Here is a 19,435-nt window from a genome sequence, read left to right on the forward strand (position 1 = left end):
CCACATGGCAATAGTTACCAACCACGAACCCGAAGCCACGGAAGACGCCGTCGCTCCGGCCGCGAAGACGCGCCGTGGGGCACTGGCCACCTCCGGCAGTCCCCTGGTCCGTCCGCCGGCCGCAGCGCACCTCTCCGACGAGCAGGTGGCCGAGCTGGGCCGCGAACTTGATGCCATCAAGGACGACATCCTGGCCAAGCGCGGAGCCTCAGACGCCGCGTACATCCGCCGCATGATCAAGATTCAGCGCGGACTGGAGATTTCCGGCCGCGCGACGCTCCTGATGAGCAGGAACAAGGGTGCCTGGGTTGCAGGCACCACGCTGCTCAGCCTGGCTAAGATCCTGGAAAACATGGAGATCGGGCACAACGTGCTGCACGGCCAGTGGGACTGGATGCGGGACCCGGACATCCACTCCACCACCTGGGAATGGGACTTTGTGACCCCGGCCCGCGCCTGGCAGCACACCCACAACGACCTGCACCACCGCTGGACAAACGTTGTGGGCAAGGACAACGACGTCGGGTACAACCTCCTGCGCATGGACGCCGATCAGGAATGGAAGCCGTTCAACCTGGGCAACCCGCTCTACAACGCCCTGCTGGCCCCGGTCTTCGAGTGGGGCATCGCGATCTACGATCTCGAGCTGAACGACTACAAGGAGGGCAACAAGTCCAAGGAGGCCCTGACCAAGGACCTCAAGGCCCTTGGCATCAAGGCCCTGAAGCAGTTTACCAAGGACTACGCTGCAACCCCGGCCGTCGCAATGCTGACCGGCTCCGGCAAGCAGGCGCTCTATGGCACCCTGACCGCCAACGCGGTCCGCAACGTCTGGGCCCACGCAGTGATCTTCTGCGGCCACTTCCCCGAGGGAACGGACACCTTTACCGAGGAAATGGTGGAAGGCGAGACCCGCGGGGACTGGTACGTGCGGCAGATGATCGGCTCGGCCAACATTTCCGGTTCCAAGTTCATGCACCTCATGACCGGCAACCTGTCGCACCAGATCGAGCACCACCTCTTCCCGGACATTCCGTCCAACCGCTATGCCGAGGTGGCGCCGAAGGTGCAGGAGATCTGCAAGCGCTACGGCCTGCCGTACACCACCGGTCCGATCTGGAAGCAGGTTGGCTCCACGTGGGCCAAGGTCTTCAAGCTGGCACTGCCGCCCAAAAAGGCCTAGCGCCGGAGCCAAACAGGCTTGAGTAATTGACGCAAGGGGCGCCTGCCAATGCGGCAGGCGCCCCTTCTTGTGGAGCGAAAGGGGGCCCGAGGGCCCCCTAGGCGAAGCGGTCTGGCCGGAAGGCGGCCAGCATGGGGTGCTTGTTCCCGGACATGATCTCGTCGGAGAGAAGTTCTCCGGCGATGAGTCCGAGCGTGGCCCCCGAGTGGGTGAACGCGACGAAGCAGCCGGGAACCTGGCCTAGCTCACCGAGCACGGGTTCACCGTCGCCGGGAATCGGCTTGTAACCGATCTTCCATGAGGCCGGCTTAAGATCGGGGTTGCCGGCGATCAGTTTGGATGCCTCGTCGGCCAGTTCCTGGACCACGCCATCGGGGATGCTGAACGTGCCGTCCGGGTGCTCGGTGATGTGGTCCTCGTACCAGTCGTGGTCCAGGGCAAAAGTGTTGCGGGGGTTGGGGCGGACGGCGGCCCGCGGTGTGTTCATCACGGCCTTGACCTCGTGGTCCACCGGTTTGGTCAGAACGAGCATGGAGACGGGGGAACCGTTCGGGATCTCGACGCCGAGCGGTGCGACGACGGATGGCGTTGCGGCGCCGCAGGCCACCAGCACCGCATCAGCCTGGTAGGTCTCGCCCGCCGCTGTTTCGACGCCGGTAGCCCGCCCCCCGTGGACCGTTACGGAGGTTTTGCCTGCGTTGAGGACCAGTTGGCCGCCGCGGGCGTGGAATTCCTCCATGAGGAATTCCACCAGGTCCGGCAGGCTGACCCAGCCTTCCCCGGGATTGAAGATGGCAATATCAGGAACGGCGGCGGCGTCGATGCCGGAGGTGGCGGCGGCGATTTCCTCCGGTGCGAGCAGCCTGGAGTCGTAGCCGACGGACTTCTCATAGGCGTGGCGGGCTTCCGTTGCGGCCTGCTGTCCGGCCGCATTCCACATGAGGCCGCCGCCGAACTGGAGCCACTCCCTGCCGGGATCTGCTGCGAAGAGGGTGCGGTATCGGTCCACGCCGGCGAGGCGCAGCAGGTGGTACGGCGTGGACCGCTCACCGGCGGAATTGAGCCAGGAGAGCGATCTGCCGGTGGCTTCACTCGCAAGGCCGCGTTCGGTCAGCAGGACCACGGATGCGCCTTGGCGGAGCAAGTGGACGGCGGTGGATACTCCGAGGATGCCGCCGCCGATGATAGCGACGCGTTTGGGTGAGGCGGTGGAGGACATACGTCTTCCCTTTCTTCGGTGATTGGTGTTGTTCGTGCGGGATTGCCCCGCGGCTATGCGAAGGCGTGGATCTTTTCGATGATCCTGAGGACTTCGAGGGACTCGGCGGGTTGTACGGGTAACGGACCCTGTCCGCGGAGGGCCGCTGCGAGCTCCACGTAGAACCGGGGGTAGTTACCCCGCTCGGCAGGTACGGGCGCAGCATCTCCGTCGCTTCCGAGGACCCCCCAAGAGTCCTGGGGCTCAACACCGTAGGTAGGATCCGACGGTGGCATTCCGGCTGCGAGTGCCGGCTCCTGGCTGTCCAGGCCCCATTTGGTGTAGCCGGCCTTGGAGCCCAGCACGTGAAAGCGCGGGCCGGCCTGGGCTGCCATGCCGTTCATCCACAGCCTGGACCGGACTCCGGATTCGTGGAACAGGGACACGAACGCTTCGGTGTCGGCGCCCTCCGGGTGGGGACTGTGGTTTGCTGTTTCCCCGTAGCTGTCCTGCACGGGACCGAACAGCTGGATGGCCTGGTCTATCAGGTGGGCGCCGAGGTCGTGGAGGATGCCGCCCCCGTCCGTGAGGGTGGCGGTGTCACGCCAGTTCCCGAATCCTTCCGGCCGCCACCACTCAAAGCGCGATTCGAAGCTGCGTATTTCGCCCAGGGCATCCTCGCGCACGAGCTTTTGGAGCGTCAGGAAGTCGGCGTCCCACCGGCGGTTCTGGAAAACCGTCAGCTGCACACCGGCGTCGGCCGCTCGGGAGGTGAGCTCGTCGCCGTGGGCTGATATGGTGACGAACGGCTTGTCCACCACCACATGGAGGCCGTGGGCTATTGCCGTTGCAGCCAAGTCGAAGTGGGTGAGCGGGGGAGTCCCGAGGACCACGAGGTCAAGGTCGGCGGCCAGCGCGAACAGAGCCTGCGGTGTCGGAACGATCCGGGCTTTCGGGTAGCGCAGCGCCGCCTCGGCGGCACGCTCCGGATCCGCCGTCACGATTACGTCGAGGGAGTAGCCGGCATCGGCTGCGATCAGCGGTGCATGGAAGACGCTGCCTGAGATCCCGAAGCCGACGACGGCGGTGCGGATGGGTGCCGTTGAAGTATCAGGCATTACAGCACCTCCGAAAGGAAGCGCTGCAGACGTTCGCTGCGGGGGTTGTCGAACAAATCGGCGGGCGTCCCGGATTCCACGACTTCACCTTCGTCCATAAAGACAACCTGATCGGCGACTTTGCGGGCGAATCCCATTTCGTGGGTGACCACGACCATGGTCATGCCGCGCTTGGCAAGGCCTGCCATGAGGTTCAGCACGCCTTTGACGAGTTCCGGGTCCAGGGCGCTGGTTGCTTCGTCGAAAAGCATCACTTCCGGTTCCATGGCGAGGGCACGTGCGATGGCGACGCGCTGCTGCTGGCCGCCGGAGAGGTCCCGTGGCCGATGGTCAGCGCGCTCCGCGAGACCAACCTCTGCGAGGCGGCGACGGGCGTGTTCCCTTGCTTCGGCCTTGGGCATGCCCTTGACACTCCAGAGCGCCAGTGCCACATTCTCGAGGGCGGTGTGGTCCGGGAAGAGGTTGAAGTGCTGGAAGACCATGCCGATGCGGGCGCGCAGGAGGTCCGGTTTGACCTGCAGGGCACTTTCGCCGGCCAGCAGCACGTCCCCGCTCTTGGGTTCATGGAGGCGGTTGACGCCTCGAAGCAGCGTGGACTTGCCGGAGCCCGAGGGCCCGATGATGCAGGTAGTGGTCCCGGGGGGAACAGCAAGGCTGACGTTGCGGAGTACCTCGATGTCCCCGTAGGCCATGGTCAGGTTCTTCAGTTCCAGGCTGGAGCCGTGGAAGGTCTGGCTTTCCGCGCCGGCTGCGGTGCTGGCAGTGTTGCTTGCGAGGCTCATGTGTTGCTCCCGGTGATCAGCGGCGAGGCCGCGTCGAGTTCTTTGACTTCGTTCAGTCCGCTGCTGGGGGCTGACGGGCGGCGGCGGCCGGTCCTGAACCTGTTGTCGAAGTAGTTGACCAGGTGGGTCAGGGGCACCGTGATCACCAGGTAGAAGATGCCTGCCATGACCAGCGGTGAGAGGTTTCCGGACAGTACGGCCGCGTCCTGTCCCACGCGGAAGAGTTCCCGCTCAGTGACCAGCAGGCCCAGGAAGTAGACGAGGGAGGAATCCTTGACGATGGCGATGAACTGGTTCACCAGGGCCGGCAGGACCCTGCGGATACCCTGCGGCACCACTACCAGGGCCATCGACCTGGCATAGCTCATGCCCAGTGCCCGGCAGGCCTCTCCCTGCCCTTTGTCTACGCTCTGAATGCCCGCCCGGAAGATTTCGCCGATGTAGGCGCTGGCGATCAGGCTTAGCGCGATGATGCCCAGGGGGTAAGGCGAGGGCCCGAAGATGGACTGGCTGAGCCGGGCAAAGCCTTGTCCGATCAGCAGGATGGTCAGGATGGCGGGCAGGCCGCGGAAAAGATCGGTGTAGATCCGGGCCGGCACACGAAGCCACTTGGACGGGGAGATGCCCATGACCGCAACGATCATGCCCAGGGCGACCCCGATGATGGTCGCCGCGACGGAAATGATCAGGGTGTTGAGAAGGCCGACCCCGAGAAGTTGGGGCAGGACTTCGGCCATTGCGCCGAAGTCGAAAAATGTACGGATGATGGTGTTGAGCCAGTCCATGGTTGCTCTCAGACGTAGGTAGCTTGTGAATCCCGGGCTGGCCGCGGATGGCGGCCAGCCCGGTCATTGGCAGCCGGACTCTTGGCCAGGCAGGGGTGCCCGGGCCATCGGCTTGTGTAGGGCTACTTGCTTGGGGCGGGAGTAGCCGTTTGTTCTGCCTTGGGCAGGTACTGCTCGGGCATCGGCGATCCGGGGAACCACTTCTGGTAAAGCTTCTTCCAGGTGCCGTCTTCCATCGCCTCTGCCAGTCCCTTGTTCAGGGCCTCCTTGAAGGCGGTCTTTCCCTTCGCGACGGCGAACCCGGCCGGTGCGTCGAAGGACGGGATGTCTGCCGCGCTGACCAGGCCGTGCTGTTCCTGGTATGCCTTGGCTGCCTCGTAGTCCAGGAAGTGGGCGTCCACGGAACCGCTGTTGACCGCGGCAATTGCAGTGTTGTTGTCCGGGAAACGGACCAGGTTGGCCGAGGTGAAGTTCTTTACCGCGTACGCTTCCTGAAGCGTTCCCTGCACCACGCCGAGCCGCTTGCCGGACAGGCCGTTGGCATCCGTGATGCCCGACGTCTTGGTGGTGATGACGGTCAGGTAGCCGGCGAGGTAGCCGTCGGAGAAGTCAACGGTTTCCTTGCGCTTGTCCGTGATGCCGATGGCGGCCACGCCGACGTCGAATTGCCCGTTGGCAACCGCGGCGAGCAGGCCGGAGAAGTCCTGTCCGGTGAAGACCACATTGTCTACGCCGGCGCGGTGGGCCACGTCCTTGAAGAGCTCCACGTCGAAGCCGGTGAAGTTACCCTGCGCGTCAGCGAAGGTATACGGCTTCGAATCGCCCAGGCTGGCAACCCGGACGGTGCCGGCCTGGATAAGTCCATAGGGGTTCTCGGCGGAAGTGGAGGACGAAGCGGGGGTCGATCCGCCGCAGCCGGAGAGCGCCAGGAGGGTTGCAACGGCAGCTGCAACGATCACCCCGGGGCGGAAGTTCAGTCGTTTGGTCACAGCATTTTCCAATCTTGGGAAGCAGGCGGCCTTCGGCCCTTTTTGTCGAAATCCCCTTGCTGAGTCCGGTCTCACCACCTACGATTGAGACCGGACTCACAGTGGGTTGCTAAAAATGTAACCCAAGCCACACCGGCCGTCAAGGCCCCTCCGGAAGGCGTAAATGAGCAGCAATGGTTCGAGGCGGCGGGATATCACCGTCGCTGACGTGGCAAAAGCCGCCAACGTCTCCAAAGCCCAGGCGGCACGCGCACTGGGAAACTACGGGGCCGTGAGTGAAGACGTACGCGAGCGGGTCCTGGCCGCCGCGGAGGAGCTTTCCTACCGCCCGAATGAACTCGCCCGCAGCATGAATACTGGAAAATCGAACACTATCGGCGTGGTGGTGGGGGACATCGAAAACCCGCACTTCGGCCTTGCCACAAGGGGCATCACCGACACCGCAAAGAAGAGCGGCTTCAACGTCATCCTGATTAACACCGATGAGGAAAGGACGGCCGAAGTTGACGCCGTCCAAGTGCTCTTGGACAAGCGGGTGGACGGGCTCATCGTGGCACCTGCATCATCATCCGATACGGAACATCTTCAGCGGGTTCAGGATTCCGGACGCCCCCTGGTTCTTCTCGACCGCACGGCAGACGGCCTCCAGATAGACACCGTAACCGTGGAAATGACCGGAGTGGCGTACGAATCCACGCGATACCTCATCGAAGCCGGGCACCGGAGGATCGCGTTTATCTCCACGCTCAAATCCGCGGTCCCCTACAGCGAAGGGGTGCAGTTGGATTCATCCCAGATAGCAGAGCGCGTCAACGGCATGAGGCGTGCTTTCCTGGAATCCGGCCTGACGCTTCCCGAGGACCTGGTGCGGTTCAACGCCGGGGACGCCGAATCCATCCGGAACATCACACGCGAGGTTCTCCTTATGCCCGACCCGGCCACCGCGGTGGTCGCCTCAGACGGCCTCATTGCGCTCAGCGTCGTCGAAGCCATCCAGGAACTGAACCTATCCATCCCCGAAGACGTTTCGTTCCTCATGTACGACGACTTTGCCTGGACGAGGCTCACCAATCCGCCGCTAACGGTCATCGCCCAGCCTGTCTACGAGATGGGCGTGGCGGCCGCGGAAGCGTTGGTCCGGCAGATCGAAGGCCGCAAACCCGCCGCCGTGACGCCGATGTTTACTGCGCGGCTGATCAGGAGAAACTCGGTCGGGGTGCCGCGGAAATCCGGGGCACCCAGCGAACCCACCCCTATCCGATAAGCAGGCTCAGCGCCTCGGTCAGGTGTTCCACTTCCCGGACGGAGAAGCCGGACGGGATGGGGCCGGGACCGTTGTGACTGGCCGGGACCACTGCATGGGTGAAGCCCAGCCGGTGGGCTTCCTGGATGCGCTGGTTGATGCCGGGAACGGGGCGGACTTCGCCGGCCAGGCCCACCTCGCCGAACGCGATCAGCCGGATGGGCAGGGGCTTCCGTGCCTTGGCCGAGGCCACCGCCAGCGCAACGGCGAGGTCCGTTGCGGGTTCGCTGAGCTTCACGCCCCCCACAGTTGCCACGTAGGAATCGTCCTTGTGCAGCAGGCAGCCGGCGCGCTGCTGCAGCACCGCCAGCAGCATGGACACCCGGGAACTGTCGAGGCCGCTGGTGGCGCGGCGGGGCTGCGAATTGGGGCTTTCGGCGAGGAGCGACTGCACCTCGGCCAGCAGCGGCCGGCGTCCTTCCATCGTTACGGTGATGCATGTGCCGGACACCGGCTCCTTGGTGCGGCTCACGAATAGGCCGCTGGGGTCCGTAAGCCCGAGGATGCCGTCCTCGTTGAGGTCGAAGCAGCCGACGTCGTCGGTGGGGCCGTACCGGTTCTTCACGGCCCGCAGGAGCCGCAGCCGGGAATGGCGCTCGCCTTCGAACTGGCACACCACGTCCACCAGGTGCTCCAGCAGTCGCGGTCCGGCGATGGAACCGTCCTTGGTCACGTGGCCCACCAGCAGTGTGGTCATGTTGCGCCTTTTTGCCGCGGAAATGATGGAGGCCGCGACCTCGCGGACCTGCGACACACCGCCCGCGCTGCCGTCCACATCCGCGCTGCTCAGGGTCTGGACGGAGTCCAGGATGAGCAAGCGCGGCTCGATTTTCTCCACCTGGCCGAGGGCCTGGCCGAGGTCGGTTTCTGCGGAGAGATACAGGGAATCCGCGACGGCGTCGATCCGCTCGGCGCGGAGCTTCACCTGCGCCGCTGACTCCTCGCCCGTGATGTAGAGGACGTCCTGCGCAGTCCGGGCGAACTTGGCCGCCACGTCCAGAAGCAGTGTGGACTTGCCCACGCCGGGTTCACCGGCCAGCAGGATAACCGCTCCCGGCACCAGCCCGCCGCCCAAAACGCGGTCCAGCTCATCCACGCCGGTGGGCAAAAACGCTGCCGTGGTGGCGTCGACCTCTGCGATGCGGCGGGCCGGCTCCAGAACTGTAGTGGCCGCCGTCGTACGCGCAACAGCGGCGCCGGTTTCCTCAACGGTGCCCCACGCCTGGCACTCGCCGCAGCGTCCCACCCACTTGACGGTGGTCCAGCCGCATTCGGCGCATTTGTAGGCGGGCGCTTTCGAGGCCCGGGAAGTCTTTGTTGCCATTGCTCCACACTATCCGGGGCCAGCGACAACCAGCGCGCCGGGCCTTCCCGCCGCCAGCGCCGCCGCGCCAGCCCGCTACATGCTCAACCCGCTACAGCGGCGGGAGGATGTCCCGGGCTTCCTTCGAGTCCATGCCGCTGGCCTCGAGCAGGTCCACCATCAGGGGCCGGAACAGCATGACCACAGTTTCGCCTTCGAGCCGCTGCACATCCAGCAGCCGCGGATGCAGCCGCCCGGCGATCTCCGTCAGCTCCAGCCGTGACGTCCTCAGATGTGCCCGCCGCGCGCCTTCGTGCATCTCCGCAAGACCAAGCGACAGCTCGTCGATGGCGGCCGCGGTTTCCTGCAGCACCTCGGCGATGTTCTCGGTGGCCTCGTCCGAGAGGGCGGCGTGGTTGATGGCGCTTGTCAGGCGCCGGGCGAACACGCGGCTGTTGCGGAGCGCGAGGTCGATGAAATCCAGCGATTGCTCCAGCCTGTCGATCTCGTCGCGGTGCCGGCGGTAGGCCGGGGCCAGCGTGGCCACCTCACCGGCAGCACGGAGCGACTGGCGCATCCGGTCCACCAGCGGCTGGCAGTTCCGGCCGCGGACCAGCGCGTGCCAGGCCTCGGTGGAGTCGCTGTTCGCCAGTGCGGACGCACACTCGCGCAGCACCTCGGCGAGCTCGTGCAGTAGCTTCTGCACATCCTTCCGGGGTTCCCGCCGCGGATCCTTGGGCACCAGGATGGTGACGAGCAGGGCGAACACCCCGCCCACCACGGCGTCGATGCTCCGGGTGAACGGCCCTCCGGCGGGTGCCGGCAGCAACACCACGAGCAGGGACTGCAGGCCGAGCTGAGTAGTGAAGATCGTGCCGCTGTCCAGGAAGCGGGCCAGCAGGATGGAAAACAAAAGTACGACGGCGGCCTGCCAGATCCCGGGCCCCAGCCAGTGCAGCAGGAGGTCACCCACGGCTATGCCGATGGTGCAGCCCAGGCCGACTTCCATGACCCGCCGCAGCCTCGGGTCCCGGGAAAACCCCAGTGCGATGAGCGAGGACGTGGCCGCGAAGAGCGGGCCGGAGTGGCCCAGGACGTACTCGGCGAACGCATAAGCTCCGACGGCGCACACGGTCATCTGGATGGCGGGCACGAGGGAGTTCCGGCTCCGGACCACCCCGGTGCGCACCCGGGCTCGCAGGAATCTTCTGCTTGCGGAAATTCCTGTCGCGGGGGCCATGGGTTCCAGTCTATTCACAGGTGTTGCACTAAGGCCGCAGATGTGATGTGCGCAATGGCGACGCTGCACTTGTCAGCCGATGTCCCGCCGTCGTTAACCGTCCGTTCACCTTGGTCCATACATCCCGTTACCTACGGCCCCTAACTTCGATAAAGGTACAAAAAGTACGCAACTTTTTTTGTTCGGACGTCTCCGGTCCGCTACGCATCAGAAATCCCTGGAAGGGGTACATTCAGTGAAGGCACTCCGCTTCGGCCGCCACGCGGCTATCGCTGTCATCGCAGCCGGCGCGCTCGCGCTCACCGCCTGCGGTTCCGACAACGCCACGGGCACCGCACAGTCCGGTGCTCCGTCCGCCACCGGCGCCAAAGTCACCGGCACGCTCACCGGCATCGGTTCCTCCGCGCAAGGTGCGGCGATGGACGTCTGGAAGACCAACTTCGCGTCCGCAAACCAGGGTGCCAACGTCCAGTACTCACCCGACGGTTCCGGTGCAGGCCGCAAGGCCCTGCTGGACGGCTCCGCACAGTTCGGCGGCTCCGATGCTTACCTCAAGGACGAAGAGTTCGCATCATCCAAGGACGTCTGCGGCCCCGAAGGTGCCGTCAACATCCCGGTCTACATCTCGCCGATCGCCATCGCCTTCAACATTCCCGATGTCAAGGAACTGAAGCTTGATGCCGTCACGGTGGCCAAGATCTTCCGCGGTGAGATCGCCAACTGGAACGATCCCGCCATTGCGGCCATGAACCCGGATGTCACGCTGCCGGACCTGAAGGTCACCCCGGTGAACCGCTCGGACGACTCCGGAACCACCAGCAACTTCACCGATTACCTGTCGGCCGCCGCTCCGGAAACCTGGACCGACAAGGCTTCCGGTGTGTGGCCGGCCTCGCTGAAGGGCGAGAACGCCAAGGGCACCTCCGGCGTGGTCAAGACCGTCACCGACACCCCGGGCGCCGTGACCTACGCCGATGACTCGGCCGTCAGCGGCAAGCTGGGGATCGCCCAGATCAAGGTGGGCGAAACCTTCACCAAGATTTCAGCCGAAGCTGCAGCCAAGGCTGTTGACGCCGGCAAGCCCGTTGAAGGCCGTTCCGCCAGCGACCTCTCCATCAAGTTGGACCGCAAGACCACCATCGAAGGTGCATACCCGGTGGTCCTGGTGTCCTTCCACGTTGTCTGCTCCACCTACGACAGCCAGGAAACCGTTGACCTGGTGAAGGCCTTCGAAAGCTACGTCGTCTCGGACGCCGGCCAGCAGGCTGCAGCCGACGCTGCAAAGTCCGCCCCGCTGTCGAAGGACCTGCAGGAAAAGGCCGCCGCGGCCATCGAGACCATCAAGGTCAAGTCCTAGGGAAATACATTGCGCAACAGGGCATAGTGGAAACACGAGCCTGACCAAGGTTCCCTGTCCCGAACGGGACGGTCACAGACCGTCGTGCGGGGCAGGGAACCTAGGTGTTTGTCCGAAATAAGCCAGTTTCACCGCTGCCTGCCGGATCCATCCGGCGCGAGGCAGTCGGTTCTATTCGAACCAGAGGATCGTTTGTGACCACCACCTCCCTGACACAGTCCCGGTGCGCAGGGCGCGCCGGCGACAAGGTCTTTTCCGGAGCAGCCCTGGCCGCAGGGTGCCTGATCCTTGCCGTGCTCTTTGGCGTTGCCCTGTTCCTGGTAGTCCAGGCGATCCCGGCGCTGGTGGCTTCGCCTGACAAGATCCAGGGCGGCGAAGGCTTCTTCGCCTACATCTGGCCCATCGTCATCGGCACCCTGATCGCAGCCGTCATCGCCCTGGTCATTGCCACCCCGGTGGCCATCGGAGTGGCGCTCTTCATTTCGCACTTCGCACCCCGGGGCCTCGCCTCGGGCCTTGGTTACGTGATCGACCTCCTGGCCGCAATCCCGTCGGTGGTCTACGGCGCCTGGGGTGCGGCGTTCCTGGCCAGGGAAATCTCCCCGGCCTATGACTGGCTGGCCAACAACATGGGCTGGCTGCCCATCTTCCAGGGGCCCGCGTCGGCCACCGGGAAAACCATCCTCACCGCCGGAATCGTCCTGTCGGTCATGGTCCTTCCCATCATCACGTCCCTTAGCCGCGAAATCTTCCTGCAGACCCCCAAGCTGCATGAGGAAGCCGCCCTGGCACTGGGAGCCACCCGCTGGGAAATGATCAGGATGGCAGTTATCCCGTTCGCCCGCCCGGGCATCGTGAGCGCCGTGATGCTGGGGCTGGGCCGCGCCCTCGGCGAGACCATGGCCGTGGCGCTGGTGCTCTCCTCCGGCGCCCTCACCGCCAGCCTGATCCAGTCCGGCAACCAGACCATCGCCGCTGAAATCGCCCTGAACTTTCCGGAGGCCAGCGGCCTGAAGGTGAGCACGCTGATCGCGGCAGGCCTGGTCCTGTTCATCATCACCCTGGGCGTCAACATGATTGCCCGCTGGATCATCAGCCGGCACAAAGAATTCTCGGGAGCCAACTAAATGACCTCCACCCTCACACCGGTCCGCAAGCGTTCCGCGCTCACCAAGGGCCAGCTGCCCAAATTCGCGCCGTACGTCGTCCTTGCCCTTGCGCTGGTAGTCGGCGCCGCGATCCTCGCTGTTGTCGGATTCAACGCGTTCGGCTGGGGAATTGTCTCCGCCATCCTCTTCACCGCCGGCCTCGTGGGCTGGAGCGCCGCCGTCGAAGGAGGCCGCAAGGCCAAGGACAAACTGGCAACATGCCTGGTGGTGGGCTCCTTCCTGGTGGCACTACTGCCGCTGATTTCGGTGATCTGGACGGTACTGGTCAACGGGCTCCCCGGACTCCTGGACCCCGGCTTCCTCACCACCTCCATGAACGGCGTGACGGGCGCCTTTGATAACAAGAGCGTTGAGGAAGGCACGCCCGTGGTGGGCGGCATCTACCACGCCCTCCTCGGCACCATCCAGATCACCCTGCTGGCCACCGTCATTTCAGTGCCGGTGGGCCTCCTGACTGCCGTCTACCTCGTCGAGTACGGCGAGGACCGCCCGCTGGCCCGCGCCATCACGTTCTTCGTGGACGTCATGACGGGCATCCCGTCGATCGTTGCCGGCCTCTTCGCTGCCGCCTTCTTCTTCGCGGTTGTGGGGCCGGGCACCAAAACAGGTGCCGTTGCCGCCGTCGCGCTTTCTGTCCTGATGATCCCGGTAGTGGTGCGGTCCAGTGAGGAAATGCTCAAGATCGTCCCGAACGAGCTTCGCGAGGCGGCCTACGCACTGGGCGTCCGCAAATGGCGCACCATCCTCCGGGTGGTCATCCCGACGGCGATCTCCGGCATCGCATCCGGCGTCACCCTGGCGATTGCCCGCGTGATCGGCGAGACCGCCCCCATCCTGGTGACCGCAGGCTTCGCCACCAGCATCAATAACAACGTTTTCAGCGGCTGGATGGCCTCGCTGCCCACGTTCATTTACACCCAGATCCTGAACCCCACCTCGCCGTCCAGCCCGGATCCGTCCTCGCAGCGGGCCTGGGGTGCCGCCCTGGTGCTGATCATCCTGGTCATGCTGCTGAACCTCGGCGCACGGCTGATCGCCAGGGCCTTCGCACCCAAGACCGGCCGCTAGTCCGCCGGTAAAATTCAATTCGTATCCAGCAAGTGAAGGAATACCATGTCTAAGCGCATCGACGTCAAGGATTTGAACGTCTACTACGGCAAGTTCCTGGCCGTTGAGGACGTGAGCATCAACATCGAAGCCAAGTCCGTCACGGCATTCATCGGCCCGTCGGGCTGCGGAAAGTCCACGTTCCTGCGCACGCTGAACCGCATGCACGAGGTCATTCCGGGCGCCCGGGTCGAAGGCGAAGTGCTGCTGGACGGGGACAACCTCTACGGCCAGGGTGTGGACCCGGTGACCGTGCGCTCGCAGATCGGCATGGTGTTCCAGCGGCCCAACCCGTTCCCCACCATGTCCATCCGCGACAATGTCCTGGCCGGAGTGAGGCTGAACAACCACAAGATCTCCAAGGGCGAGGCCGATGCCCTCGTGGAGCGGTCGCTGCAGGGCGCCAACCTGTGGAACGAAGTGAAGGACCGTCTCGCCAAGCCGGGGTCCGGACTCTCCGGCGGCCAGCAGCAGCGCCTGTGCATCGCCCGGGCCATCGCGGTGGAGCCGCAGGTCATCCTCATGGACGAGCCCTGCTCCGCGCTGGACCCCATCTCCACCCTGGCCATTGAGGACCTCATCAATGACCTCAAGGACCAGTACACCGTGGTCATCGTGACGCACAACATGCAGCAGGCTGCGCGCGTCTCGGACCGGACCGCGTTCTTCAACATCGCGGGAACCGGCAAGCCGGGCAAGCTGATCGAAGTGGGCGACACCCACACCATCTTCAGCAACCCCACCCAGAAGGCCACTGAAGACTACGTCTCCGGCCGCTTCGGATAAGCCCCTAGGTCCCTGACGCCGGGATCCCTGAAGCCAGGGTCGCTGGAGCCTGGGTCCCTGACGCCGGGGCCTACAACTTGGTCAAGGGCGAGAGCGACAGTTCCAGCACGAAGGCCGCCGCCGCCGTGACAACGGGGGTGAGGACCCAGAAAGCCAGGATCCTGAGCACAAGGCCGCGGTTGGTCACCGGGAAGCCCTGGTTGCTGCCGGCACCCAGCACCGCTGCCGTCACGGTGTGCGTGGTGGAAACGGGCCAGTGCAGCCCGATCGCGCCGAGCAGCAGGATGACCGAGCTGTACAGCTGGGCGACGAAGCCTCGCAGCGGATCTATCCGGGTGAGCTTGTAGCCGATCGTGTAGGAGATGCGCCACCCTCCGGCCAGGGTTCCCGCCGTGAGCATGGCTGCCGGGAGCAAAGCCACCCACCCCGGCATGGCGCCGCCGTCGGACAGGCCCGAGGCAAGGAGCGCCAGGAGCAGCACGGCGCTGGTCCGTTGTCCGTCCTGCAGCCCGTGGCCGAAGGCCACCGCTCCGGCCGCGACCGACTGGGTCCGGCGCGACCGGCTGTTCACCACGCTGGGGGGCGTGTACCGGGCCGCCCAGGTGGCCGGCCACACGAGCAGGTACGCGCCCGCGAACGCGAGGATGGGAGACAGCAGGAGGGGGAGCACCACCTGGAACAGCAGCGAGTTGTTCACGCCGCCCACGTAGTTGCCGCCCACCAGCACACTGGCGAGACCGGCGCCTGCCAGCCCGCCCACCAAGGCGTGCGTGGAGGAGGATGGGATGCCCCGCCACCAGGTGTAGATGCCCCACAGCACGGCGCTGAGCAGGCCGGCGAGCAGGATGGTCAGGCCGTTTTCCCCCTGCGGCAGCGAGATCCAGTCCCGGCTCACCTGGAGCGCCAGGCCCGCACTCAGCGCGGCGCCAACGAAGTTGAAGAGGGCAGCGAGCAGCACTGCCACCGTGGGGGTCAGGGCACGGGTCCGCACGGCCAGCGCCACGGACGTCGAAGCATCGCGGAAGCCATTGAGGAACGCGAACGTTGCGGCGGCGGCCACCACTACGGCAAAAAAGACCAAGGCCACGTCAGGATTCCTTGACGATGATGCTGCCTACCTGGGTGGCGATGCGCCGCATGTCCTTGGTGACTTCCACAAGCTGGTTGGCAACATCCCGGTTCCGGGCGTACTGGGCGGACTTCATGTCCGTGAGCATGTCCGCCACCCATACCCGGTGGGTCCGTTCCGCGCGCTTGGCCAGGCGGAGGATCTCGATCCAGTAGTCCTCAAGGTCGTCCAGGTTGTTCAGGCGGCGCATCGCGTCAACCGTGAGCTCGGCTTGCCGGCTAATGATCTCGAGCTGGTCCGTGGCGCGCTTGGGGTGCCGTTCAAGCTTGTACAGGGCCACCAGTTCAGCGGCGGCGTCCAGCTTCTCCATGGCTTCGTTGAGGTAGCGGGACAGGGCGTACATGTCCTCGCGCGGCAGGGGATTTACGAAGCTGGTGCGCATGTGGGTCAGCAGGGCGAACTGCAGCTCAGCCGATTTGGCCTCGTGATTGTGCATGTCCTCCACGAGGCGGCTGTGCTCCGCGGCCGGAACGCCAAGGATCTCGGCGAGGGTCCCGGTGGCGAGGACGATCTGGCCGGCCATCTGCGAGAGGAGATTCAGCCCCGCGGGCTCCTGCGGAAAGAGGCGGAGCTTCACCTTCGGGTTCCGCTTGGGGCAGCGACGTGGGTAGGGATCTGCATGGAATGTGGCCGCTGGGCCATGTGACTTGACGTTGACCCGCACATGGGGATTACTTTACCGGCACATCAACGCGGGCATAAAAGTGGTGCCGAACCGGATACGCCTCTCGGCGGTAGGCCGCTCTAGGCGGCTAAATGTTGAAGCCCGGGGGTTTCGCGGTTCGGCACCGGTTTCAGTTTTCTACTTTGGCTGAACCAAGTCAACATTGACAGCCGGGCCCCTCCGTGCGTAACAATGGCAGACTTGCGAAGCGCCGGCAGCCGGGGACGGGTCAGTCCAGTTCTCCCAGGCGCCAGGCGTTGGCCGCGTGCTCCAGGTCCTCCGCTGTCTTCACCAGGAGGTGGGAATTGCGGGTCAGTTTGCTGGCGTGGTTTTCATTGCTGTGTTCGGCGCCGTCGGCCAGCGTGGCCTGGCCCAGGGCCACCACGCGGCAGAAAGCGGCGGAACGTTCCAGCGCGACGTCGAACTCGCCATCGAACGCTCCGGAGAGGATGGCATCCGCCATCGTCTTCATCTCGTCCGCTCCCGGCGGCTCGGCCGCCCCGGCAACGACATTGGAGACCTGCGCCGTGTCCTTGCCGGCCTTGAAGTAGACGGAGATGCGTTCGGGGTCCTGGATGGTCGCTGCACGCAACGCGTAGAGGCGCCAGAGGGCGCCGGGCAGGGAGCGCGCCGGGCTTTCCGCCCACATTTCGGCAATGGCTTCCAGGCCCTGCTCATCAGCCAGTTTGACCAGGCGCCTGGTTACCTTGGGATCATCGCTGTCGCGGCCGTGGCGCACCAGCGCCTGGGCGGCCAGGTGGGCAGCTTCGGATACCCGTGCAGGATCCGCGCCGCCCGCGAACGGCTCGAAGTCGATGGGCGCAAAAGGCTTGGGCTTGTGATGCCGGTTTGCTCCGCCGTAGGCCCTGGATCCTGCTTGCTCGCTCATGCCCCCCACGCTACTCCTGTGCTCTTCTGTTATCGAGCTTGCCGCCCGGCGGCTTTAGGAGTAGTGGAATGCGTACAAAGAAAGGGACACCGGTGACGCCGCCGTGAATGTCCGACGGCGCCACTCGCCGTTGTGCCAAAGCTGCCCCCGGCGTGCGGTACAGTATTTAACGTCCAGAAATGGACTGGGCTGACAGCTCGAAGGCGTGCGCTTGCCGCGCGCCGCCAGGCCGTCAGCTGGGGCCTTTAGCTCAGTTGGTAGAGCATCGGACTTTTAATCCGTGGGTCGTGGGTTCGATCCCCACAGGGCCCACTCTTTTAGCGAAGAGTGGAAAACCTCCGGCTTCCTGGTGACAGGTGGCCGGAGGTTTTTTGTTGCCGGTGTTTATTGCCCGGCCTATTCTCCGGTGAGCGTCCAGGAACGCTTTGACAGGCCGAACCAGAATCCGTCGACGGCTGTTTTGGCCTTCAGGTCGCCGGATTCGTAGGCGGCACCCAGGGCAACGTAGAGCGGGGCCCAGTGCTCGCTGCGCGGATGGGCCTCGCGGGCTGCCGGTGCCTTGTGCAGGAAGTCGAGGATGGAATCGACGTCGCCGGCTTCCATGGTTTCCTGGGCCCAATGGTCAAACTCGCTTGAGGCGGAGGGCGGCGCTGTGTCGGGCCCGCCGGCCGGGTTGAACCAGCGCAGGTTGTGCGTGGTGAAGCCGGAGCCGACGATGAGCGTGCCGCGGTCCCGCAGCGGCGCCAGCCTCTTGCCCAGGTTGAACAGGCCCTGCGGATCCAGAGTGGGCATGGACATCTGGAGCACCGGGACGTCGGCCTCCGGGTACATTTCGACCAGCGGCACGTAGGCGCCGTGGTCCAGGCCGCGCTCCTCGTCGCGTTCCACGTGGTGGCCGTGGGTGGAGACGAGCTTTTCCACTTCGGTGGCGAGTTCCGCCGCCTGGGGAGCGTCGTAAGTGACGTCGTAGTACTTCTGCGGGAAGCCCCAGAAGTCGTACACCAGGCCCGGTTTGTTCACGGTGGCGCTGAGTGTCACGGGCGCGTTTTCCCAGTGTGCCGACACCATCAGGATGTCCTTGGGTTTGCCGAACGCTCCGGACCAGGCGCTGAGCTCGCGGGTCCAGCGGGCGTCATCAGCCAAGGGCGGGGCGCCGTGGCTCAGGAATAGTACCGGCGGGCGGTCGAGTGTCTGCGTCATACGTTAATTCTACGACTTCTTAGTTGAATCTTCAAGTATAATTTTTCCGACATATCCCGTCCGTTCCGGGCCTGTTCGCCGATGCGCCGCATGCTCGCGCACAATAGCTTCATGGTCAACAGCAGCGAGCGGCGCCTTCCGCGACTTGAAGATGTGGCGGAACGCGCCGGCGTCTCGCACCAGACGGTATCCCGTGTCATCAACAACCACCCCAATGTCAGCAAGGCAACCAGGGAGCGTGTTGAGGCCGCCATTGCCGAGCTGGGATACCGGCGGAACACTGCGGCGCGCAGCCTGGTGACGCGGCGATCGCATACCATCGGCGTCCTGGCGAGCGAACTGTCCCAATACGGCCCGGCCAACACGCTGCTCGGGGTGGAACAGGCGGCGCGCAACGCGGGCTACTTCGTGAGCATTGCCGCACTGAGGGAGGTGGGCGCGGAGTCCGTCGCCGATGCGGTGCGCCACTTTATGGACCAGGGAGTGGACGGGATCGTGGCCCTGGTGCCCCATGCTGAAACCCTGGCTGCCTTGGAAAAGCTGAGCCTGGATGTCCCGGTGGTGGTGGTCGGTTCCAGTGGTGAGGGCCGGTTCAGCGGGGCCATGGTGGACCAAAAGCTCGGGGCGCGCCTTGCCGTCGCGCATCTGATTGAACAGGGGCACCGGCGCATCGGCCACGTCTCCGGTCCGCAGGACTGGATCGACGGCGCGCAGCGGACGGAGGGCTGGCGCGAGGCGCTTGCCGATGCCGGGCTTGCCGACGACCTCCTGGTTGAGGGGGACTGGAGTGCGGGAAGCGGCTACGGCATCGGCCAGAAGCTCGCCGTGGAACGTGCCGCCACTGCAGTGTTCGTGGGAAACGACCAGATGGCCCTGGGACTGCTGCGGGCCTTCGGCGAAGCCGGGGTGCGGGTGCCGCAGGACGTGTCCGTGGTGGGGTTCGACGACCAGCCGGAAGCGGGCTACTTCACCCCGCCCCTGACCACTGTGCGCCAGGACTTCGAGGAACTCGGCCGCCGCTGCATGGACATGATGCTCGCGCTGCTGGAAGACAGCGCCAGGGCCGGTGCCACCGTGGTGGACCCGCGGATGGTGGTGCGCGCGAGCACCGCGCCGCCAGCGTAGGCCGGACCGGTTAAGCCAGCCCCTTCGACAGGCGGGCTTCCAAACCCCAAACCGCCCAAACTCCAGTGGCATCTTGACACGTTGTTTGTTAGCGCTAACAATTGAGAG

At 65.1% G+C, this 19,435-nt stretch carries 18 protein-coding genes and 1 tRNA gene; 8 read left to right on the forward strand and 11 right to left on the reverse strand.

Features of this window, described 5'->3' with window-relative positions; genetic code table 11:
* The first annotated feature begins 4 nt into the window (after positions 1 to 4).
* Positions 5 to 1,183, forward strand: a complete 1,179-nt coding sequence (locus J7I92_RS15610) for an acyl-CoA desaturase (protein ID WP_214841930.1) — start codon at positions 5 to 7, stop codon at positions 1,181 to 1,183.
* Positions 1,184 to 1,280: 97 nt separating this feature from the next.
* On the opposite strand, the gene J7I92_RS15615 is transcribed toward J7I92_RS15610, so the two are convergent.
* The 5 genes from J7I92_RS15615 to J7I92_RS15635 form a co-directional block, all read right to left on the reverse strand.
* Positions 1,281 to 2,402, reverse strand: coding sequence for an FAD-binding oxidoreductase (locus J7I92_RS15615; protein WP_214841933.1), 1,122 nt, complete (start codon positions 2,400 to 2,402; stop codon positions 1,281 to 1,283).
* 53 nt (positions 2,403 to 2,455) lie between these two features.
* Positions 2,456 to 3,499: a Gfo/Idh/MocA family oxidoreductase gene (locus J7I92_RS15620; RefSeq protein WP_214841936.1), complete on the reverse strand. Its 1,044-nt coding sequence runs from the start codon at positions 3,497 to 3,499 to the stop codon at positions 2,456 to 2,458.
* Positions 3,499 to 4,281, reverse strand: a complete 783-nt coding sequence (locus tag J7I92_RS15625; RefSeq protein WP_285290119.1) for an amino acid ABC transporter ATP-binding protein — start codon at positions 4,279 to 4,281, stop codon at positions 3,499 to 3,501. The genes J7I92_RS15620 and J7I92_RS15625 overlap by 1 nt, the downstream gene beginning before the upstream one ends.
* Positions 4,278 to 5,066: an amino acid ABC transporter permease gene (locus tag J7I92_RS15630; RefSeq protein WP_214841939.1), complete on the reverse strand. Its 789-nt coding sequence runs from the start codon at positions 5,064 to 5,066 to the stop codon at positions 4,278 to 4,280. Before J7I92_RS15630 ends, J7I92_RS15625 begins: the two co-directional genes overlap by 4 nt.
* Positions 5,067 to 5,188: 122 nt before the next feature.
* Positions 5,189 to 6,055: an ABC transporter substrate-binding protein gene (locus J7I92_RS15635; protein ID WP_396020399.1), complete on the reverse strand. Its 867-nt coding sequence runs from the start codon at positions 6,053 to 6,055 to the stop codon at positions 5,189 to 5,191.
* Between the two features lie 163 nt (positions 6,056 to 6,218).
* On the opposite strand from J7I92_RS15635, the gene J7I92_RS15640 reads away from it, so the two are divergent.
* On the forward strand, positions 6,219 to 7,319 hold the full coding sequence (locus J7I92_RS15640) for a LacI family DNA-binding transcriptional regulator (RefSeq protein ID WP_214841944.1): 1,101 nt from the start codon (positions 6,219 to 6,221) through the stop codon (positions 7,317 to 7,319).
* On the opposite strand, the gene radA is transcribed toward J7I92_RS15640, so the two are convergent.
* Together radA and J7I92_RS15650 are read right to left on the reverse strand one after the other, a co-directional pair.
* Positions 7,309 to 8,682 carry a DNA repair protein RadA gene (radA, locus tag J7I92_RS15645; protein WP_214841947.1) on the reverse strand — a complete coding sequence of 458 codons (1,374 nt, stop codon included), beginning with the start codon at positions 8,680 to 8,682 and terminating at the stop codon, positions 7,309 to 7,311. The two genes, J7I92_RS15640 and radA, sit on opposite strands and share 11 nt — an antisense overlap.
* 91 nt (positions 8,683 to 8,773) lie before the next feature.
* A complete protein-coding gene (locus tag J7I92_RS15650) occupies positions 8,774 to 9,901 on the reverse strand; it encodes an aromatic acid exporter family protein (protein WP_214841950.1) in 1,128 nt (375 codons plus the stop codon).
* 235 nt (positions 9,902 to 10,136) lie between these two features.
* On the opposite strand from J7I92_RS15650, the gene pstS reads away from it, so the two are divergent.
* From pstS to pstB, 4 genes are all read left to right on the forward strand, one after another.
* Positions 10,137 to 11,258, forward strand: a complete 1,122-nt coding sequence (pstS, locus tag J7I92_RS15655) for a phosphate ABC transporter substrate-binding protein PstS (protein ID WP_214841953.1) — start codon at positions 10,137 to 10,139, stop codon at positions 11,256 to 11,258.
* Between the two features lie 194 nt (positions 11,259 to 11,452).
* On the forward strand, positions 11,453 to 12,385 hold the full coding sequence (pstC, locus tag J7I92_RS15660) for a phosphate ABC transporter permease subunit PstC (protein ID WP_214841956.1): 933 nt from the start codon (positions 11,453 to 11,455) through the stop codon (positions 12,383 to 12,385).
* Complete coding sequence (gene pstA, locus J7I92_RS15665; protein ID WP_214841958.1) at positions 12,386 to 13,495, forward strand: phosphate ABC transporter permease PstA; 1,110 nt, start codon at positions 12,386 to 12,388, stop codon at positions 13,493 to 13,495.
* Between the two features lie 45 nt (positions 13,496 to 13,540).
* Positions 13,541 to 14,320, forward strand: a complete 780-nt coding sequence (gene pstB, locus J7I92_RS15670) for a phosphate ABC transporter ATP-binding protein PstB (protein WP_214841959.1) — start codon at positions 13,541 to 13,543, stop codon at positions 14,318 to 14,320.
* Between the two features lie 70 nt (positions 14,321 to 14,390).
* Here the strand turns inward: pstB and J7I92_RS15675 are convergent, their stop codons facing one another.
* From J7I92_RS15675 to J7I92_RS15685, 3 genes are all read right to left on the reverse strand, one after another.
* On the reverse strand, positions 14,391 to 15,407 hold the full coding sequence (locus J7I92_RS15675) for an inorganic phosphate transporter (RefSeq protein ID WP_214841960.1): 1,017 nt from the start codon (positions 15,405 to 15,407) through the stop codon (positions 14,391 to 14,393).
* Between the two features lies 1 nt (position 15,408).
* A complete protein-coding gene (locus tag J7I92_RS15680; RefSeq protein WP_214841961.1) occupies positions 15,409 to 16,026 on the reverse strand; it encodes a DUF47 domain-containing protein in 618 nt (205 codons plus the stop codon).
* 316 nt (positions 16,027 to 16,342) lie between these two features.
* Positions 16,343 to 17,002, reverse strand: coding sequence for a hypothetical protein (locus J7I92_RS15685; RefSeq protein WP_214841962.1), 660 nt, complete (start codon positions 17,000 to 17,002; stop codon positions 16,343 to 16,345).
* Between the two features lie 239 nt (positions 17,003 to 17,241).
* Between J7I92_RS15685 and J7I92_RS15690 the strand changes: the two genes are divergently transcribed.
* A tRNA-Lys gene (locus J7I92_RS15690) sits at positions 17,242 to 17,314 on the forward strand.
* An 84-nt stretch (positions 17,315 to 17,398) separates the two neighbouring features.
* On the opposite strand, the gene J7I92_RS15695 is transcribed toward J7I92_RS15690, so the two are convergent.
* Positions 17,399 to 18,202 carry a dioxygenase gene (locus J7I92_RS15695; protein ID WP_214841963.1) on the reverse strand — a complete coding sequence of 268 codons (804 nt, stop codon included), beginning with the start codon at positions 18,200 to 18,202 and terminating at the stop codon, positions 17,399 to 17,401.
* Between the two features lie 111 nt (positions 18,203 to 18,313).
* On the opposite strand from J7I92_RS15695, the gene J7I92_RS15700 reads away from it, so the two are divergent.
* A complete protein-coding gene (locus tag J7I92_RS15700; RefSeq protein ID WP_214841964.1) occupies positions 18,314 to 19,327 on the forward strand; it encodes a LacI family DNA-binding transcriptional regulator in 1,014 nt (337 codons plus the stop codon).
* The last annotated feature ends 108 nt before the right edge of the window (positions 19,328 to 19,435 follow it).

This window comes from Arthrobacter sp. ISL-72 (assembly GCF_018613755.1).
Lineage (GTDB): Bacteria > Actinomycetota > Actinomycetes > Actinomycetales > Micrococcaceae > Arthrobacter.

Excerpts from the sequence above, each read along its gene's own strand:
- J7I92_RS15620 (WP_214841936.1), bottom strand. The coding sequence starts at position 3,499 with ATGCCTGATACTTCAACGGCACCCATCCGCACCGCCGTCGTCGGCTTC.
- J7I92_RS15640 (WP_214841944.1), top strand. The coding sequence starts at position 6,219 with ATGAGCAGCAATGGTTCGAGGCGGCGGGATATCACCGTCGCTGACGTG.
- J7I92_RS15610 (WP_214841930.1), top strand. The coding sequence starts at position 5 with ATGGCAATAGTTACCAACCACGAACCCGAAGCCACGGAAGACGCCGTC.
- J7I92_RS15650 (WP_214841950.1), bottom strand. The coding sequence starts at position 9,901 with ATGGCCCCCGCGACAGGAATTTCCGCAAGCAGAAGATTCCTGCGAGCC.
- J7I92_RS15700 (WP_214841964.1), top strand. The coding sequence starts at position 18,314 with ATGGTCAACAGCAGCGAGCGGCGCCTTCCGCGACTTGAAGATGTGGCG.
- radA (WP_214841947.1), bottom strand. The coding sequence starts at position 8,682 with ATGGCAACAAAGACTTCCCGGGCCTCGAAAGCGCCCGCCTACAAATGC.
- pstB (WP_214841959.1), top strand. The coding sequence starts at position 13,541 with ATGTCTAAGCGCATCGACGTCAAGGATTTGAACGTCTACTACGGCAAG.
- J7I92_RS15685 (WP_214841962.1), bottom strand. The coding sequence starts at position 17,002 with ATGAGCGAGCAAGCAGGATCCAGGGCCTACGGCGGAGCAAACCGGCAT.
- J7I92_RS15630 (WP_214841939.1), bottom strand. The coding sequence starts at position 5,066 with ATGGACTGGCTCAACACCATCATCCGTACATTTTTCGACTTCGGCGCA.
- J7I92_RS15695 (WP_214841963.1), bottom strand. The coding sequence starts at position 18,202 with ATGACGCAGACACTCGACCGCCCGCCGGTACTATTCCTGAGCCACGGC.
- J7I92_RS15625 (WP_285290119.1), bottom strand. The coding sequence starts at position 4,281 with ATGAGCCTCGCAAGCAACACTGCCAGCACCGCAGCCGGCGCGGAAAGC.
- J7I92_RS15615 (WP_214841933.1), bottom strand. The coding sequence starts at position 2,402 with ATGTCCTCCACCGCCTCACCCAAACGCGTCGCTATCATCGGCGGCGGC.
- pstA (WP_214841958.1), top strand. The coding sequence starts at position 12,386 with ATGACCTCCACCCTCACACCGGTCCGCAAGCGTTCCGCGCTCACCAAG.